We start from the raw sequence: 16,996 nt of genomic DNA on the forward strand, positions 1-16,996 counted from the left end.
GAGTCCACTCCCTCCGCAAAAAACGGCCTTTTCCTTGTTCTCGGCCACGCTTCGCCTCTTTCACAGAAATTTAAGGAGTCATTATGAAAAAGTATCTTTTAAGCCTCGCCATGCTGGTCATGCTTGCCAGTCCTGCACAGGCGTTTGTCGTCACATGCACGAATTGCAGCAATATGCTGGTGCAAATGCTGGATCGCATCACGAACATGGAAGAACTCGCCACGTTAATGAACGATTATCAGGAATCCATAACCCAAACGGCTCAACAAATCCGCATGGTGCAGCAAAATATCGAGCAGTATCAAAATATGATTCAGAACACCGTGCAGCTTCCGGCCAATCTGGTGAATGAACTCAAAGGAAGCCTGACAAGACTTTCCCTCCTTACCAACAAATTGAAAACCCAACGCGGCGACATAGTGGCCCTTGGGGAAGTTTTCAATTCCCTGTTTCCTGAATTGGGCTTTCTCGGCGGTCTGGCTTCTTCAACTCCTGAACGGGTAGCGGAAGCAAACGCCAAGTATCGCGCACAGTGGGACAAATGGGCTGAATCCGTGGATCAGGCTTCCCAAGCCACGTTCCAGCTTTCCGGCCACCAGCTTGAAGAGCTGCAAAAGGACGCCGGGCGTTTCGACCAATACCTTGATGAACTGCTTTCCACGCCGGACGGCCAGCAAAAGGCGATCATGGCCGGGAACCAACTTTCCGCCCTCCAGGTGCAGGAAGCCCGGCAACTACGTGAACTCATGGCCACACAAGTTCAATCCAGTCTGGCCAGTCAGATGAAGGCGGAAAAAGAAAGCCAGATGGCACAAGAGGCATGGCGGGACACCTTGAAAACAAACAAAATCGGCAAGGGGCAAGCAAAGCCCGATCCCTTTTAGGCGGCGGACATGAAAAAACATTTTCTGTTTCTGGCCGCGCTTTGCCTCCCGGCGCTGGCGCTCCTGTTCCTGCCGGAGCAGGCATATGCCGCTGATGAAGATTTCGTGTCCCGGCTGGTACATGAGTTTTACAACAAAACAAGCTCCTGGGAGCCGACCTTGCGGAAGTACGCCCTGACGGTATTCCGCTGGCTGGTGACTCTGGAAGTCTGCTTTCTCGGCATCAAGGCCGCGCTCAACCGCGATCAGCTTGGCGACATTCTGAAACAGTTCGTCATGCTCCTGCTCATGGCCGGATTCTTTTTGGCGGTCATTACCTACTACAAAGAATGGTCGTGGAATCTGATTAACGGTCTGGGCGCAATCGGCAGGGAACTGACCCCCGGCGGCTACTCTTCGGAATCGCCGTTTCTAACCGGGATGCAGCTCGTCAAACTGGTTCTGGATAAACTCTCCATCTGGTCGCCGGGCAACTCCGTGGCTCTGCTGCTGGCCGCTCTGGTGATCATCATCTGCTTCGCGCTGATTTCCGCGCAAGTCGTTTTCATCAAATGCGAAGCAATGGTGTCGATGGCGGCGGCGTTGATCCTGGTGGCCTTCGGCGGCAGCGCCTTTCTGAAAGATTATGCCGTCAACGCCATCCGCTACGTTCTGGCCGTGGCCTTCAAGCTCTTTGTCATGCAACTCGTCCTTGGCGTGGGCATTGCCTTCATCGAAGGCTTTTCCACGTCCACGGCAGAATTGCAGGATATTTTTGTGGTCATCGGCGCGTCCGTGGTGCTTCTCGCCCTGGTCAAATCCCTGCCTGACGTGTGCGCTGGCATTATCAATGGTTCCCACGTTTCCAGCGGCGCGGCGCTCACTGCCTCGGCTGCTGCTGTAGGCGGCGCGGCTCTCGGCACGATGATCGCCGGAAGCAACACCATCCAGAACGTGAAGGACGCGGCGAAAGTTGCCGGAATGGAAGGTGGAAGCGGCCTTGGCAAAGCGGCGAGCATGGCGAAATCCCTGTGGGGGGCGCGGCAGGACGCGAAAACCTCCGGGGAAAAATCCCTTAGTACCCGTACCCGGTCTGAAATGCAGGATCGGCTTGAACGGGCGAAAATGAATAACGACAACTCATAGGCGGTATCTATGTCTTTTTTCAAATCAAAAACCACACCGCCCGTACAGGAAAAGGGGGGAAGCCCCTACCTGAACGGGCGCGAAGAATGGCTTGAACGCTACGGCTCCTACATCAGCCGGGCGGCGCAATGGCGCATGACGGCGTTTCTCTGCCTGATGATTGCTACGGTTTCCATCACCGGCAACGTGATCCAGGCCAGCCAGGTCAAGACGGTTCCCTATATCATCGAGGTGGATGCGCTCGGCAAGGCTGCCGTTGTGGCGCGGGCGGACAGGGCCAGCGCAACCCCGAAGCGGCTGATTCAGGCTGAGATCGCCAAATGCGTCAGCGATTGGCGCACAGTCACGGCGGACGTGGAACTCCAACAAAAAATGATCGAGCGGCTTTCTTTCTTCATGGCCGGGAGTGCCAAGGGCGTTCTGCGTCAGTGGTATGAAGCCAACAACCCCTATGAAATCGCCAAGAGCGGCAAGCTGGTTCATGTGGAGATCAAAGGGCTGCCGCTGCCCGTCAGTTCCGATTCCTACCGGGTGGAGTGGGTTGAAACCGTCCGCAGCCATGCGGGCGTCATGCTCGATTCCCATACCTATGAAGCCACGGTGACGATCCAGATCAATCCGCCCACGGCGGACGCCGTTCTGCTCCGCAATCCGGGCGGGGTTTATATTACGGCGCTGTCCGCTGGTAAGGTTGTGGGTGCGTCCGCCCCGGCCAAACCCCAAAACAATCAGGAATGAGGTGTTCCATGAAAAAAATACTGTTTCTGACTCTCACCCTGGCGCTCTGCGCCAACCCCGCGTTTGCGGCCCAGGACGTTCCGCCCGGCTATCCTCCGGCCATAGACGGCATAGGCGGCGTGGACGGCGGGAAAGCCGTGCCGGAAATCGACTATATCAGCCCCAAGGTCGTGCCGCTCACTCCGAAGGAAAGAAAGGCTCTCAGCCTGTCCCAGGATTGGGCACGGCAGAATATTGATCCGGTTCTGTCCGGCGGCGGCAAGGTCGTTTACGTCCACGGGGCGAGTCTCCCCACGATTGTGGCGACGCCCATGCAAGTTTCGGATGTGGAGCTGGAAGCCGGAGAAATCGTCAATGAACTCGTGGTGGGCGATTCGGCCCGCTGGATGGTGGAATCCGGCTCCGCTGGCTCCGGCCCTGATGCCAGAGTGCATTTGTTTATCAAACCCGTGGATGCCGGGCTGGAAACCTCCACGGTGATTACCACAAACCGTCGCGTCTACCATCTGCGTCTTGTGTCACAACGCAAAGGGCATACTCCCTATGTCGGTTTCCTCTACGCGGATTCGCTGAACCGCCAAAACGCGGCCCGGCAAGCCAGAGAAGCCAGGGAACAGGAATGGAACTCCACCACCATTGACGGCCAGCACGCGGATTTGTCCAAACTCAATTTCAATTACGAGGTCAAAGGCAAAGCCGCCTGGAAGCCGGAGCGCGTCTATGACGATGGGCGGCAGACCTTTATCCGGCTGCCGGAAAAAACCGCGTCCGGGGAAATGCCCGTGCTGCTCGTCCGCAAGGGGAGCCGTGACGTGCTGGTGAATTACCGGGTGAAGGACGCGGCAATGGTTGTTGACGGCCTGTTTGAGAGGATCGCGCTCATTGTCGGCCTGGACGGAGATCAAGAGAAAGTGGAAGTCATAAGGGGGAAAAAGTAATGCGTACTTTCATTTTCCCGCTCTTGCTCATGGTGCTCTTGGCTTCGGGATGCGCGGGGCGCGGGCCTGTCGGTTCCTACTGCGGGCCGCTGTCGGAAGAAAGCGCCGTTGCCGCTATCGCCGCCGATGCCGTGGACTGCCTCTCAAGCCTGTATCCTCCGGGGCATACTTCTATTCACCTCGTCCCGGCCAAAGACGTGAATAACGGCTTTGTGCAAGCCTTTGAGAACGGTTTGCGGGCGAAAGGCTTCACGCTGGTTCCCGATGTACGGCCCGATACGCGGCAAGACGCCCTGGCTATCGCCTACACCCTGGACGCGATTTTCGAGAAGGGCGAAAAAAGCGCGTGGTATCTGCAACTCCGCATTTCGGACACGGAAGAACACGGCAAATCCATTGCGCGGGCCTACACCTCCAGCGGCCAGCCGGAAGCCGGGCAAAGCCGCACGGAAATTGCGTTCAAGCGTTCCATGCTGCAAAAGGCTGCGGGCAAAACAAAAGAAACAGCGGGAAAAGCCTATGACGCTACCCGCAATTTCCTCACGGAATAGGGGGAAATATGTCTGATACCACCCCCAACAGTCTGGAGCCGACAAAAAAGGTCAATGCCGCCCGCATGAGCAAGTGGCCGCTCTATGCCGTGCTGCTGGCCGGGCTGTTACTGCTCGGCGTCCTGGTTTACAGCGTGAATTTTGCTCACAATCAGGAAGAGGAACAGGCCGGGACGCCGAAAGTCGATATCAAAGAGGAAGAAAAGCCGCTGCTGATGGGCGAAGGGCGCGGCCTCGCCCTGGCTCCACCAGCCGGATCGCCCGCTCTGGTGGTGCCGGATGCGCCCGCGCAGGGCGGTGCGAAACGGGAACCGCTGATCGTGGTGCAGTCCGACAAAAGCCAATCTGACAATTACCGGCAGGAGTTGGAAAACCTCCGGCGCATCAAGGCGCAAGCCCAACTCACCGCGCTTTCGGCTCCGCTCGGCGTTCAAAAGGCCAGCCAGTCAAACACCGCTCCGGCTTCGTCTACTGGTTCCGGTTCCGCTCCTGACAGACCTTCCATGTCCATGCCCGACATTTCCGGGCTGCGGGAAAACGGCTATGACCCGGCGGCGGACAAGGATAAAGAGGCGTTCTTTGACCGGGCCGGGAAGGATTCCAGTTGGATTCTGCCCCACGCCAGAACTGCCGGGCAAAAGTATGAAGTCAAAACGGGCGCGGTGATTCCCGGCATTATGGTGACGGGGATAAATTCCGATCTGCCCGGCAACATCATTGCTCAGGTTTCCCAAAACGTCTTTGACACGGCCACGGGAAACCATCTGTTGTTGCCGCAAGGGGCAAAACTCTTTGGCGTTTATGATTCCCGCGTAATCTACGGGCAGGAACGGGTTTTGGTGGCCTGGAACCGCGTTGTTTTCCCTGACGGCTCCGCGATCACCCTTGGAGCCATGCCCGGTTCTGACCAGAGCGGCTACGCCGGATATTCCGACAAGGTGGATAACCACTATTTCCGCATATTCGGCTCGGCCATTCTTATGAGCATGATCAGCGGCGGCATGGCCTATACGATGGATTCACTGGATAGCGGCGGTGATAGCGACAATCCCACGCTGCAAGATGAAATGGGTTCCGCCCTGGCTGCACAGCTTGGGCAGACAACGCTCCAACTCCTGCAACGAAACCTGAACATCAAGCCCACACTGGAAATCCGGCCCGGCTATCAGTTCAATGTGATCGTGACGAAAGATATGGTTTTTCAACAGCCGTACCGTCCGCAACGGTAACTTTTTTTCCTCCTGCGAGCCTCGCGCCCAATCCTGCGCCGCCTGACGGCCTCCACAAGAGAACGTCATGGCCGCGAAAAAAATTCCGAAATATGGCCTGGGCATTGATACGCCCAAAAGCCGCCTACGCTGGCTCTATCTGCCGTTCATGCTGCTGCTCGGTCTTGGCAGCATGGTTTTGGCAACCCAACGCATAGCGGCGTTTTTTGATTATCAGGCCGCTCTCGGCCAGCCGTGGGGATTTGCCTTCGATCTTCCCTGGTATGCCCCCTGGTCGGCCTTTGTCTGGCAAGAACGGTTCGGGGCAAGTGATACCTACGGTTTTATTGATCAGGCCATAGCTCACAGCCAGGTTCTTTTCCTGCTCCCGCAATTTCTGATTATCGGATTTTGGCTCTGCTTCCAGAAGAAACTGCGCTCCAATGCCAATCTGCACGGCTCGGCGCGGTGGGCGGAAGAACGCGAAATCCGCACGATGGGCTACTTTGAAGGCAAGGGCGTCTATGTAGGCGGCTGGCTGAAAAAGTACGCTGGTTTTTCTTCCATGCTCCGCGCTTTCCGGGGCAAGCCGGAAGAGGTGCAACAGTACCTTCGGCACAACGGCCCGGAACATATCATGGTCTTTGCGCCTACGCGCTCCGGCAAGGGCGTGGGCCTGATTCTGCCCACACTGCTGGCCTGGGAAGGCTCCAGCATCGTTCTTGATATTAAGGGCGAAAACTGGGCTTTAACTGCCGGGTGGCGCAAATCGCAAGATCAGCTTGTTTTGCGTTTTGATCCCTCCGACCCTTCCGGCGCGTCGGCCCGCTTCAATCCCCTGGAAGAAATCCGCCTCGATACGCTGCTGGCGATACCGGACGTGCAGAACATGGCTTCCATGCTGGTAGACCCAACGGGCAAAGGGCTTGAAGACCACTGGAGCAAAGCGGCTTTCGCCATGCTCGGCGGGGCGATCCTGCATTGCTGCATCATGACCCGCCACGCCCAAAAGCGTACTGCCACCCTCTATGACCTCTCCTGCATGTTGGCGGACGAGAGCCGCACCATCAAACAGCTTTTTGAGGAAATGGTCAAAACTGACCACGTCGCTCTGCTCAAAGAGCTTTTCCCCAAAGGTGAGGGCGGCGACAAGGCACATATCTTTATCGCCAGTTCCGCCAGAGAAATGCTCAATAAGGCAGAAAACGAAGCCAGCGGCGTAGTTTCCACGGCGCTGACCAATCTGGCGCTGTACCGCGATCCGGTGGTGGCGCTGAATACCGCTTCTTGCGACTTCCGCATCCATGACCTGATGAACCATGAAAAGCCCGTGAATCTGTATCTTGTCATATCCCCTGCGGATATTGACCGGATGCGGCCCCTGCTGCGGCTCATGGTGGATATGATTGTGCGCCGTATCTGCGCCAAAATGGAGTTTGCGGACGGCTCCAGCAAGGCCGGGTACAAACACCGCCTTTTGCTTCTGCTGGACGAGTTCACGTCCTTGGGCAAGCTCCCCATCATGGAAAAAGCTTTGGCCTATATCGCTGGCTATGGCGGCAAAGTCTACATCATCGTTCAGGACATTACCCAACTCAATGCCGTGTACGGCAAGGATAACGCGCTCATGGCAAACTGCCATGTCCGCATTGCCTATGCGCCGAACACCATTGAAACGGCCAAAACCCTTTCCGACATGACGGGCAAAACCACTGTCGTGGAAGAAAAGGTTTCTCTTTCCGGCTCCAGAACCGGACACATGAAAAACGCCTCGGTCAATGTCACGGAAACAGCTCGGCCCCTGCTCACGCCTGACGAGTGCATGAGGCTCCCCGGGCCGGGAAAGAATTCTCAAGGCAAGGTGATAAAGCCCGGCGATATGCTGATTTTTACAGCCGGGCAATCTCCTATCTACGGTCGGCAAATTCTCTATTTCTTCGATCCGGTTTTCTCGGCCCGTGCAAAAATTCCGGTTCCCGGCCTGACTCCCCAATTTCAAAGCGGCATAACGGATTCCATTTACGAACCGCGCCCTGCGGCGTGGTACTCGGCAACGCCAGCTCCCGCCGCAACTCCAACTCCCGAAAAGAAAGAGGTTTCCAGTGAACAATACTTCGTTGCGTAAGGGGGCGCGTCTGGCGCTGCTCTCATTGATTTTTCTTACTTTGGCCCTTGCTCTGGTCTTTGGGGCGGGCCTCCGATTCAACCCTACACCGTCTTTGCCTAAAGGCGTCTACCGCGTCTTTCCCAAAGATTCATGGTCCGGCCCTCCGGCAAAAGGCGATCTGGTTAGCTTTTGTCTGGCTGGCGAGTTTGCGGAATTGGCTTTGGAAAGAGGCTATCTGGAACCTGGTTCTTGCCCCTCCGGGCTGCGTCCATTGCTCAAACGTGTGGCCGCTTTGCCGGGAGATCCTGTTGACCCGTATTCACGCCCGATTTGCGCCGTGGATAGCCACGGACGGCCCATGTTTCCGGCCCTGGCTCCTGGCGTCATTCCCCCCGGTATGGCCTTGGTATTAGCCGATCATCCCGGCAGTTTCGACAGCCGCTATTTCGGATTTGTTCCACTCGATTCCCTCCAGCGGGTTGAGGCGGTGTGGATATGGAACTAAGCGCCATTCCCCAACTCCCCCAAATCCAAGATACTTGTGGCTATCCGTTGCAAGAACATCTGATCGTGTTCCACCAGCACCATGCTCGGCTGATAGTCCAGAATCAACTTTTCGATCTGGATGCGGGAAATAACATCAATGTAATTCAAAGGTTCATCCCAGATATACAGGTGCGCTTCTTCACACAGACTCGCGGCGAGAAGGACTTTTTTCTTTTGCCCGGCGCTGAAATCGCCCATATCCGTATCAAACTGCTTGCGTTCAAAGCCGAAGCGGTGCAGCACGGCCCGGAGCAGGCATTCCTCAATGCCCCGCTCACGGGAAAAATCCTTCAGGCTTCCAGCCAGAAACGATGCATCCTGCGGCACATAGGAAATGCTCAGGGCTTTCGGCAGGTGAAAATAGCCCTGAACTTCCCCTGGCTGGAAGGGATGGCCCGAAAGGAGCTTCAGCAGGGAAGATTTTCCACTACCGTTTTTACCGCACAAGGCCAGTCGTTCACCGTTCATGACGCTGAAAGTAATATCGCACAGCACCATCGCGTCGTCATAGCCAATGGAAAGGCCGTTGCACTCGACCAGCCGCCTACTGTGAAACGCCTGTGGCCGCATGGAAAGCGGAGCATCGTTTTCAAGGTTACGCAACAACTGCGATTTCTCCTCCATTGCCTTGTTACGTCTGGCCTCCACGGACTTGGCCCGCTGCATCATTTTCGCCGCTTTATGGCCTATGAAGCCGCGATCCACAGGTCCGTCGCCAAACTTACCCTTTTCCGCAGTCCGCGACCATTCGGCACTACGCCGGGCGCTTTGTTCCAAACGCACGATATCCTTTTTCAACCTGTCGTTGTCTGCCAATTCCCGTTGCTCCCGGTGCTCACGATTCACCTGCCAGGAACTGAAGTTGCCGCGCTGCAATTCAATGTTAGCCCGGTTGATGGACAGCACATGATCAACGCAACTGTCGAGCAGGCTGCGATCATGGGAGACCAGAATAAAACCTCTCTTGGCCCGCAAATACCTGCCTACAACCTGCCTGGCCTGAACATCCAGATGGTTGGTGGGTTCATCAATGAGCAGAAAGTTGTTTCCCCGCAAAAACAAGGTTGCCAACAGCAGCTTTGTGCCTTCTCCGCCGCTCAATGTGTTGAACGGGCGCTCAAACGCCTCCTGGGAAAGTTCCAACAGCGAGGCCTCCCGTTCCAACCGCCATTCCTCCAGATCCGTGCAGATGCTCCGCGCGACGGCATATCCGTTCTGGTCCGTGTTTCGTATGCGAAAAGGAAAATAGTCCATGGCAACCGGCGTACTGATAACGCCGCTGAACGGATACTCGCCGAGCAGCAGCTTGAGAAAGGTGGTCTTGCCGCGTCCGTTGCGGCCAATAAGCCCCAGCTTCCAGTTGGTGTCGAGTTGCAAAGAAACATTGTCAAAGATGCTTTGCCCGCCGTCATGGGCAAAACTCAGATTGGCAATATTGATCAAAGCCATACAAGTAGCCTCCCGCTCATCCGGCTCCCCTTTCTGTTGGGAGCGCATAAAAAAGACTGCCGGAAATTCCCTTTCCGCAGTCTCTGCATGCACGCACCCGACACCACAAAGGATGACGAACGTCCGGCTCAGAACCAGGCAAAGCGAAATTCCCGCACACCTGAAAACGCGCAAGGCGTAGCAACCTTGTCGTCTTCACGGCGCAAAACACTAGTCAGGTTTTTAGCGGGAAATTTCCATGTACCCCTGTCCTGTTGAGGTTCCTGAAATGTATGACCTGCCATTTTTTTAAGGCGGAAGTCTTCGTACGTCAAGATGCGGCCTTTTACAAAAGCAACCCTCAACCTTCAAAGGAAATTACCATGCAAAACAAAGAATATTTACGCGCCGCAGCAACGGCCATAGCCCGACAAATTGAAGAAAATCCGGTTGTTCTTGGTGTGCCGCTCGATCCCGATGTTGCGGACTACCTTGGCGCGTTTGTGGAAGAGGCCATTACTCTGGCCGACATCGTGGAAGACGGCCTTTTAACCGTCAATAACTCCGGTGAGGTGGTTTATGTCGGATAGCACCAAAAAGGACAGGCAAAAGCCCCAAAATAAGAAGCGTCCGCCCTTTCATGAAGAGTTTGCCAACAAAATTATTGAGCGCCTTCAAGAAGGCACGGCCCCGTGGCAAATTCCCTGGACTCCGGGGAATACGCCTCTGGCTCCCCACAATCCCGCCTCCGGCACGGTGTACCGGGGCATGAACCGGGTGCATCTGGCGCTTTCCGGCTATGACGATCCGCGCTGGATGACTCTCAAACAGGCCAATGATCAGGGCTACAGCATTTTGCCCGGCAGCAAGGCCACGCCCGTGGTCTATTTCCAGTTCACGGATGAAAAAAACAAGCTGGATAAAGAAGGCAAGCCCGTCCTCGATGCGGACGGCAAGCCGGAAAAAGAAAAAGTGGAACTGGACAAGCCCATTGTCCGTTTCGCCCACGTCTTCAACGCGGAACAGGTTGACGGTATTCCGCCGCTTCAACTTACGGATAAAGCCTATGAGTGGGAACCCATAGAAAAGGCCGAAAACATCCTTGCCGCCTCCGGCGCGGACATACGGCACGATCAGAGTAATCGGGCTTTCTACCGCCGCATGGAAGACGCCATTCATCTGCCGCCCAAGGAAAATTTTGACGCGCCAGATAAATATTACGCCACGGCTTTGCATGAGTTGGGGCATTGGACGGGTGATGAAAACCGCCTCAACCGCGAGTTTGGCCCCTTTGGTTCGGAAAAGTATGCGCGGGAAGAACTCCGGGCGGAAATCGCCTCATGGATGCTCGGACAGGAAATCGGTATCGGCCACGATCCCGGCCAACATGCCGCCTATGTGCAATCGTGGATTCAAGTTCTGAAAGAAGACCCTTACGAGATTGTGCGGGCTTGCCGTGACGCGGAAAAAATCAAGGAATACGTCTTTGACCTGGAACGGAAAAAGGAACTCCGGCAGGAAGGCCCGGAACACGTTGTGCAGCCGGAAAAGGAAAATCAGCGCGGGAAAGTCCTTGAAAGAGAAGAGGGAATTGCCGCTATGGGCGTTCCCGCTACCCCGGCCAAGGAAAAAACTTTCCTCGCCGTTCCGTACAAAGAAAAGGAACGGGCAAAGAAGTTCGGCGCGAAGTGGGATAAAGATAACAAGTTCTGGTATGCGCCGGAAGGAACCGACCTCACACCGCTGGCCGCGTGGATGCCTGAAAAAGCCCCCGCGCCGGAACCGTCCATGCCGCCGCAAGAGGAATTTGCCAACGCCCTGGAACAAGCCGGGCTGGATTTACGGGGCAAAGCTCCGATCATGGACGGGCAGATACACCGTGTTCCGCTCATTGGCAGGAGCGGCAGCGACCTTGACGGCGCATATTGCGGCTTTCTCGATGAACGTCCTGCCGGTTGGATGCAGAATTTCAGTGCCGGCGAAAAAACGACCTGGGTTGCCACGGGCCATACCCTGACCAAAGAGCAGTTGGAAGCCCAACGCGCCGAGATTGCCCGGAAACGGGAAGAACGGCAGCGGCTAATTCTGGAGCAGCAACATAAAACAGCGCGGGATGCTCATACGGAATGGATCGCCCATGATTGGGCCTCTCCCGATAATCCCTATTTACTAGCCAAGGGTGTTCAACCTTTCGGGGTGCGCGAAGAGATAGACGGCACTCTGCTTGTTCCCGTCATGACAGTGGACAAGGAATTGCGCGGGCTGCAAACCATTTCCCCGGAGGGTGAAAAGCGCTTCATGTATGGGATGGAGAAAAACGGCAATTTCCATTTGATTGCCGACCCCGGCAAAGGCTCTTCCAAAGATTTAGCCCAAGGCGAAATCATCCTAACCGAAGGCTACGCCACGGGCGCAACGCTGCATATGGCAACGGAAAAGCCCGTAGCCGTGGCCTTTGACGCGGGCAATCTGGAGCCTGTAGCCAAAAAGCTGCGGGAGAAATTCCCCAACGCCGCGATCACCATCTGCGCGGACAATGACCACAAACACACCCGCCGCACACCGGAAGGCACTGAACTCTGGAACAAGGGCGTGGAGCTGGCTCAGAGAGCCGCCCAAGAGGTCGGTGGCAAAGTTGTGGCTCCGATCTTCACGGATGAAGAACGAGCCAAGGGGCTGACGGATTTCAACGATCTACACCAGTCCCGTGGACTGGCCGAGGTCAAAAGGCAGGTAGGTCTGGGGCTGGAACGGGAGAAGGCTCCAACGCATGGGAAAAGCCTGGGTCGCGAAAGGGAGTTGTCTTTGTAAATGCAGTGTGCTGCCGACCTCTAGTCGATATGCGTATTATCATGGCGGCATTGGACAGACTCTGCGTGATCATTTAGATGTGCATGTACGGGGATGTTTCCGGCCTCTGGACGCTCTGAAGCTGGCGGAACAACCTGCACCACACCACGACAGGAGAAATGAAAAGTGAAAGCCCTGCTGCTCATAGATATTCAAAACGACTACTTCCCAAACGGGAAGATGGAACTAGTCGGCAGTGAGTCCGCCGGACTTATGGCGGGTAAGCTGCTTGCCGCTTGTAGAGACAAAAAACTCCCGGTGTTTCATATTCAGCATATTTCCACCCGGCCCGGCGCGGTATTTTTTCTGCCGGACACGACAGGCGTGGAAATTCATCCCTGCGTGAAACCGCTTGCCAACGAAGCCGTGATCAAAAAAAATTATCCGAATTCCTTTCGGGAAACGACTCTGTTGCGGGACTTACAGGCCGCGTCGGTCACAGAACTCATCATGGCCGGTATGATGACCCATATGTGCGTTGACACCACTGTACGGGCAGCCTGCGATCTTGGATTTGCCTGCACGCTGTCCCATGACGCCTGCGCCACGCGAGATTTGTCTTTCAACAGCAAAACCGTATCCGCCCTGGATGTGCAGACAGCCTACATGTCAGCTCTGAACGGCTTCTTTGCCAACGTCTTGGATACAGCAAGCATTTGCGCGGGGTTGTAATTGGAAAATCGCCCAGTATGAATCCATGCGCTTTATGTAGTCCAAAAAATTGAATCTCTGCGGGACTCGCGCCCCAATCTCGCGCCGCATGACGGCCCTTTTAAGGAAACGTCATGTGCGCGAAACTGCTTATTCTCGAATCCCCCGGCAAAGTAAAAAAGGTACAGGAAATCCTCGGCCCCGGCTGGAAGGTCGCCGCCTCTGTCGGTCATGTGCGCGATCTGCCCGTCAAGGAAATGGGCGTGGCTGCACCGGATTTCAAACCGCAGTATATTCCCACGGATAGAGGTAAAGATGTTTTGTCCCGGCTGGCCGGGCTGGTGAAGAACACGGAAGAAGTCTTTCTTGCCACTGACCCTGACCGCGAAGGCGAAGCAATAGCGTGGCATCTGCAAGATTCCCTAAAACTCAAAAACGCCAAACGCGTCACCTATGCGGAAATCACGGAATCGGCCATACGCGCCGCGCTCTCCAATCCGCGTTCCATTAATATGGCCTTGGTGGCCGCACAAGAAGGACGGCGGGTGCTGGATCGCTTCTGCGGCTACATGGTTTCCGGCCCTCTTTCCAACGCTACCAGCGAAAAGCTCTCCGCTGGCCGGGTACAAAGCCCGGCTGTGCGTCTGGTGGTGGAACGGGAAAAGGAAATCAAAGATTTTTCCAGCACAACGCATTACGGCGCGGAACTGACCTTTGAAAATGTGGATAACATTACGGACGGCTGGAAGGCCGCGCTTCTGGTCAAGCCCTGGTTGCCCGGTTCCGTTGAGGGGCAAGAATACCTTTTAGACAAGGCTCTGGCGGAAAAAGCGGCTGCCCTGCGCTCCCTGGAAATTCAGGATTGCAAGGAATCCAAAAGCCGCGCCGCGCCTCCAGTTCCCTTCACCACCTCAACGATGCAGCAAGCCGCCAGTTCGTCACTCAAATTTGCTCCAAAACAGGCAATGCAACTGGCGCAACGGCTTTATGAGCAAGGCGCGATTACCTACATGAGAACGGACAGCCCCAATCTCTCACAAGAGGCGATCCAAGCGATCCGGGCGTATTGCGAAGCAAAGGGCTGGCCCCTGGTGGAAACGCCCCGCAAATGGAAATCCAAAGAGGGGGCGCAAGAAGCACATGAGGCCATTAGACCGACACATATTGAAGTTGAGGAAGCCGGGGAAACGGCGGAAGAAAAAGCCCTGTATCGTCTTATCCGGCTGCGCTCCCTGGCTTGCCAGTTGGAAGATGCGGTTTATGCGGTACGGACGCTCCAACTTGGCGCGGACGTGGACGGGAAACAGGCTCTATTTGAGGCAAAGGGCCGTACTCTGCTTTCGCAAGGCTGGAAGGTTCTGGCCGATCAGGAAGATGGCCCATGTGCAGAGGACGAAGGAAGCGAGGAAAGCGAGACAGAGCCTTCCAATCCCGTCCCGGCCATGAAGCCCGGCACAAAAGCCACGGCGCTGACGGGAACGGTCACAACAAAAAAGACCAAGCCCGCCGCCAGATTCACGGAAGCCAGCCTTATCCGCGAACTGGAAAAACGCGGCATTGGCCGTCCGTCCACCTACGCGGCGATTCTGGATACCATCATAAGCCGGGGCTATGTCAAAACCGAAAAGCGCTTCCTTGTTCCTACGTCCCTTGGCGAAAAAATCGTTTCCGGCCTCTGCGGGCATTTTTCCTTCATTGAGTACGACTTCACCCGTACAATGGAGCAATCCCTTGATGATATTGCGGAAGAGAAAGCGGAATACCGGGCAGTCATAGGCTCGGCCCACGATCAGCTTTCCAGGGAAGTGCAGGAGTTTGCCAAGGCCACGGGCAAGGTCTGCGAAAAATGCGGCAAGCCTATGGTGCATCGGGTGAAAAAGCCCGGCAAAGATGGCAAGGGTGGCTATGATTTTTGGGGTTGCACAGGTTGGCCGGAGTGTCAGGGGAATCGCGCATAGAAAAAATCGCCAAATTACTTGACCATGAGCATCGTTCTTGTTAATCAGCACAAAATTTTCCTGGAGAAGACGAGTTGAAGAAAGTTTTCTAAGTAATTAGCCGCCCAATGCCTTTCTCCCGTAATGGGGACAAGTCGCTGTATCGTGTAATGTGATTGGTGCGGTTCTTTTTTTACTTCGGAAACTTTTTCATTTCGTGACTTTTTTGAAAAGCCGCGTGGAAGCAATTCCATGCGGCTTTTCTTATTACAGGAAAATTTCATGCTTCAAAAATCTGCCTTTGCCGATAATCTTTGGCATAAAAAAGCCATTCTTTTTTTAGTCAGTCAAAACCTTTCGCTTTTTGGTTCTTCAACTGTAGGGTTTGCCTTGGTCTGGCATATCACATTGCAGACCACGTCCGGACTTTGGATGACAGTTGCAACTATAGCCTGCAATGTTCCCCAAGTCTTGCTTTTGCTGTGGGGCGGCGTCTGGGCTGACCGGTATAACCGACGTATATTGATCATCTTGTCGGATGGATTTGTCGCTCTGGTGACGTTGGGGCTGGCCGTCCTATTCCTATACGGAATAGAGAACCTGTGGCTCCTGATAGGTGCGCTGGCTTTTCGGTCTTTGGGCAGCGGGATACAGGCTCCGGCTTCTGCCGCGATTTATCCGCAAATTGTACCCTCAACACATCTTAGCCGCATCCAAGGCATCAATCAGACGATAAATGCCGGTCTCATGCTCATTTCTCCGGCAGTTGGCGGGCTTCTCCTTGGAACGGTAAGCTTGGCTTGGGTGATGCTGATTGATGTTGTTACGGCAATCTTGGCGATTATGGTCATGTGGCAAATAAAAGTGCCAACACCAGCAAAGTCCACAAGAGATTTTTCCACCATCAGCGAAATGCGTTATGGCCTTTCATACACCATCCATCATCCGCAACTCAGGCTTCTCATACTAAGTTACGGCGCTTTCTTCTTCCTCGTCACTCCCGCTGCTGTTTTGAGCCCTTTGATGATTGCCCGTACTTTTGGCGAAGAAGTATGGAGGCTGACGGCCAATGAAATCGCATGGTCTGGAATGTCCATCTTCGGCGGGTTGTTTATTACTTGGCGTGGGGAATTTTCCAATAAGCCTAAAGCCATAGCCCTTTGCGTCTCACTTTTGGGAATTTTCTTCGGCCTGATGGGGGTAACAGAAAGTTTTCTGATCTTCCTCGCTCTGATTGGTGCCGCTGGCTTTTTCATGCCGATATTTACCACCACAGTCACAGTCTTCATTCAAAAAGAAACCGATCCAGAAGTCCTTGGACGAGTGTTCTCAATTCTTCAAATTATCGCTTCAAGCGGTATGCCAGCAGCAATTCTCATCTTCGGGCCATTGGCAGAAATTATCTCTGTAGAGAATCTTTTGAAAACCACTGGTTTTTTGATGGCTTGTACAGGCTTTTTGTACGGCATGGCAGTCAAAAAACAATCGTTATTATCAGGAAATAAAAGATAATTAGAAATTTTTAAACTGTTCATAACCGCTCAAGCTGCTGCGCACAGTTTGGCATCTAACATCAACATACCACATCGTGTATGAGATTGGTGCCTTTGTGCGTGGCCTATTGGGGAAACGGATGGCCGTTTTTCGCTTGTGGCGTCAACAGTCCGCTTTTTTGCCAAAAGCGGATTTTTGCTGTGATGGCATCGCTGTGGTGTGCGGAAAACTCCAAAAGAGGTTTGGCATGTATGAGAACAATGAAGAGTACAGACTGGAAAACTTTGAAAAGCTGACTCAAGAACTGCTCGATATCCTCTTCCCTGTTTGTGAAGTCCATAGACGCGGACACACGGATGAGTATGCCAAAGCGCTCCCCTTGGCTGCTATGGCTGTGCAGGAATCCATTCGGACATTTCTGGCTCTGCTCAAGCGTACATAGTCTATTCTTGAATCTTTAACCTTGTGCCCACGCTCGTGGGCACGTTAATCGGCATTCAGGATAGCAACAGCTATCAAACAAATTATTGCCACTCAGC

15 protein-coding genes are annotated in these 16,996 nt (G+C 54.6%); 14 read left to right on the forward strand and 1 reads right to left on the reverse strand.

Annotated elements, in window-relative coordinates; genetic code table 11:
• Positions 1-83: 83 nt before the first annotated feature.
• The 8 genes from trbJ (at position 84) to traF (ending at position 8,056) form a co-directional block, all read left to right on the forward strand.
• Positions 84-884 carry a P-type conjugative transfer protein TrbJ gene (gene trbJ / locus J7I12_RS04400; RefSeq protein ID WP_208360987.1) on the forward strand — a complete coding sequence of 267 codons (801 nt, stop codon included), beginning with the start codon at positions 84-86 and terminating at the stop codon, positions 882-884.
• Between the two features lie 9 nt (positions 885-893).
• Positions 894-2,009: a P-type conjugative transfer protein TrbL gene (gene trbL / locus J7I12_RS04405; RefSeq protein WP_208360989.1), complete on the forward strand. Its 1,116-nt coding sequence runs from the start codon at positions 894-896 to the stop codon at positions 2,007-2,009.
• A gap of 9 nt (positions 2,010-2,018) precedes the next feature.
• Complete coding sequence (locus J7I12_RS04410; protein WP_208360991.1) at positions 2,019-2,747, forward strand: VirB8 family type IV secretion system protein; 729 nt, start codon at positions 2,019-2,021, stop codon at positions 2,745-2,747.
• Between the two features lie 8 nt (positions 2,748-2,755).
• Positions 2,756-3,685, forward strand: coding sequence for a P-type conjugative transfer protein TrbG (gene trbG, locus J7I12_RS04415; protein ID WP_208360993.1), 930 nt, complete (start codon positions 2,756-2,758; stop codon positions 3,683-3,685).
• Entirely contained in the window at positions 3,685-4,236 is a 552-nt protein-coding gene (locus J7I12_RS04420; protein WP_208360995.1) for a conjugal transfer lipoprotein TrbH, read from the forward strand. Before trbG ends, J7I12_RS04420 begins: the two co-directional genes overlap by 1 nt.
• Before the next feature lie 65 nt (positions 4,237-4,301).
• Positions 4,302-5,465, forward strand: a complete 1,164-nt coding sequence (locus J7I12_RS04425; RefSeq protein WP_208361033.1) for a TrbI/VirB10 family protein — start codon at positions 4,302-4,304, stop codon at positions 5,463-5,465.
• A 67-nt stretch (positions 5,466-5,532) separates the two neighbouring features.
• Positions 5,533-7,569 (forward strand): type IV secretory system conjugative DNA transfer family protein, encoded by a 2,037-nt coding sequence (locus tag J7I12_RS04430; RefSeq protein WP_208360997.1) that lies wholly within the window; start codon positions 5,533-5,535, stop codon positions 7,567-7,569.
• Complete coding sequence (gene traF / locus J7I12_RS04435) at positions 7,547-8,056, forward strand: conjugative transfer signal peptidase TraF (RefSeq protein WP_236031569.1); 510 nt, start codon at positions 7,547-7,549, stop codon at positions 8,054-8,056. The genes J7I12_RS04430 and traF overlap by 23 nt, the downstream gene beginning before the upstream one ends.
• Here traF and abc-f read toward each other — a convergent pair.
• A complete protein-coding gene (gene abc-f / locus J7I12_RS04440) occupies positions 8,053-9,546 on the reverse strand; it encodes a ribosomal protection-like ABC-F family protein (RefSeq protein WP_208360998.1) in 1,494 nt (497 codons plus the stop codon). The two genes, traF and abc-f, sit on opposite strands and share 4 nt — an antisense overlap.
• A gap of 362 nt (positions 9,547-9,908) precedes the next feature.
• Here abc-f and J7I12_RS04445 point away from each other — a divergent pair, with 362 nt between their 5' ends.
• The 6 genes from J7I12_RS04445 to J7I12_RS04470 all read left to right on the forward strand — a co-directional run bounded on the left by J7I12_RS04445 (position 9,909) and on the right by J7I12_RS04470 (position 16,899).
• Complete coding sequence (locus J7I12_RS04445) at positions 9,909-10,115, forward strand: hypothetical protein (RefSeq protein ID WP_208360999.1); 207 nt, start codon at positions 9,909-9,911, stop codon at positions 10,113-10,115.
• Positions 10,105-12,336 carry a zincin-like metallopeptidase domain-containing protein gene (locus J7I12_RS04450; protein WP_208361000.1) on the forward strand — a complete coding sequence of 744 codons (2,232 nt, stop codon included), beginning with the start codon at positions 10,105-10,107 and terminating at the stop codon, positions 12,334-12,336. Before J7I12_RS04445 ends, J7I12_RS04450 begins: the two co-directional genes overlap by 11 nt.
• 165 nt (positions 12,337-12,501) lie before the next feature.
• Positions 12,502-13,047, forward strand: coding sequence for a cysteine hydrolase family protein (locus J7I12_RS04455; protein WP_208361002.1), 546 nt, complete (start codon positions 12,502-12,504; stop codon positions 13,045-13,047).
• Positions 13,048-13,160: 113 nt separating this feature from the next.
• Positions 13,161-14,984: a type I DNA topoisomerase gene (topA, locus tag J7I12_RS04460; protein WP_208361004.1), complete on the forward strand. Its 1,824-nt coding sequence runs from the start codon at positions 13,161-13,163 to the stop codon at positions 14,982-14,984.
• A 261-nt stretch (positions 14,985-15,245) separates the two neighbouring features.
• Positions 15,246-16,475 carry an MFS transporter gene (locus J7I12_RS04465; protein WP_208361006.1) on the forward strand — a complete coding sequence of 410 codons (1,230 nt, stop codon included), beginning with the start codon at positions 15,246-15,248 and terminating at the stop codon, positions 16,473-16,475.
• 121 nt (positions 16,476-16,596) lie between these two features.
• Positions 16,597-16,899, forward strand: coding sequence for a hypothetical protein (locus J7I12_RS04470; protein ID WP_209818988.1), 303 nt, complete (start codon positions 16,597-16,599; stop codon positions 16,897-16,899).
• The last annotated feature ends 97 nt before the right edge of the window (positions 16,900-16,996 follow it).

Source organism: Desulfovibrio diazotrophicus (genome assembly GCF_902498985.2).
Lineage (GTDB): Bacteria > Desulfobacterota > Desulfovibrionia > Desulfovibrionales > Desulfovibrionaceae > Desulfovibrio > Desulfovibrio legallii.

Bases quoted from the DNA above. Each gene is read 5' to 3' on its own strand.
- J7I12_RS04425 (WP_208361033.1), top strand. From the start codon at position 4,302: ATGAGCAAGTGGCCGCTCTATGCCGTGCTGCTGGCCGGGCTGTTACTG.
- topA (WP_208361004.1), top strand. From the start codon at position 13,161: ATGTGCGCGAAACTGCTTATTCTCGAATCCCCCGGCAAAGTAAAAAAG.
- abc-f (WP_208360998.1), bottom strand. From the start codon at position 9,546: ATGGCTTTGATCAATATTGCCAATCTGAGTTTTGCCCATGACGGCGGG.
- trbG (WP_208360993.1), top strand. From the start codon at position 2,756: ATGAAAAAAATACTGTTTCTGACTCTCACCCTGGCGCTCTGCGCCAAC.
- J7I12_RS04470 (WP_209818988.1), top strand. From the start codon at position 16,597: ATGGCCGTTTTTCGCTTGTGGCGTCAACAGTCCGCTTTTTTGCCAAAA.
- J7I12_RS04450 (WP_208361000.1), top strand. From the start codon at position 10,105: ATGTCGGATAGCACCAAAAAGGACAGGCAAAAGCCCCAAAATAAGAAG.
- trbJ (WP_208360987.1), top strand. From the start codon at position 84: ATGAAAAAGTATCTTTTAAGCCTCGCCATGCTGGTCATGCTTGCCAGT.
- J7I12_RS04420 (WP_208360995.1), top strand. From the start codon at position 3,685: ATGCGTACTTTCATTTTCCCGCTCTTGCTCATGGTGCTCTTGGCTTCG.
- J7I12_RS04465 (WP_208361006.1), top strand. From the start codon at position 15,246: ATGCTTCAAAAATCTGCCTTTGCCGATAATCTTTGGCATAAAAAAGCC.
- J7I12_RS04430 (WP_208360997.1), top strand. From the start codon at position 5,533: ATGGCCGCGAAAAAAATTCCGAAATATGGCCTGGGCATTGATACGCCC.
- J7I12_RS04410 (WP_208360991.1), top strand. From the start codon at position 2,019: ATGTCTTTTTTCAAATCAAAAACCACACCGCCCGTACAGGAAAAGGGG.
- trbL (WP_208360989.1), top strand. From the start codon at position 894: ATGAAAAAACATTTTCTGTTTCTGGCCGCGCTTTGCCTCCCGGCGCTG.
- J7I12_RS04445 (WP_208360999.1), top strand. From the start codon at position 9,909: ATGCAAAACAAAGAATATTTACGCGCCGCAGCAACGGCCATAGCCCGA.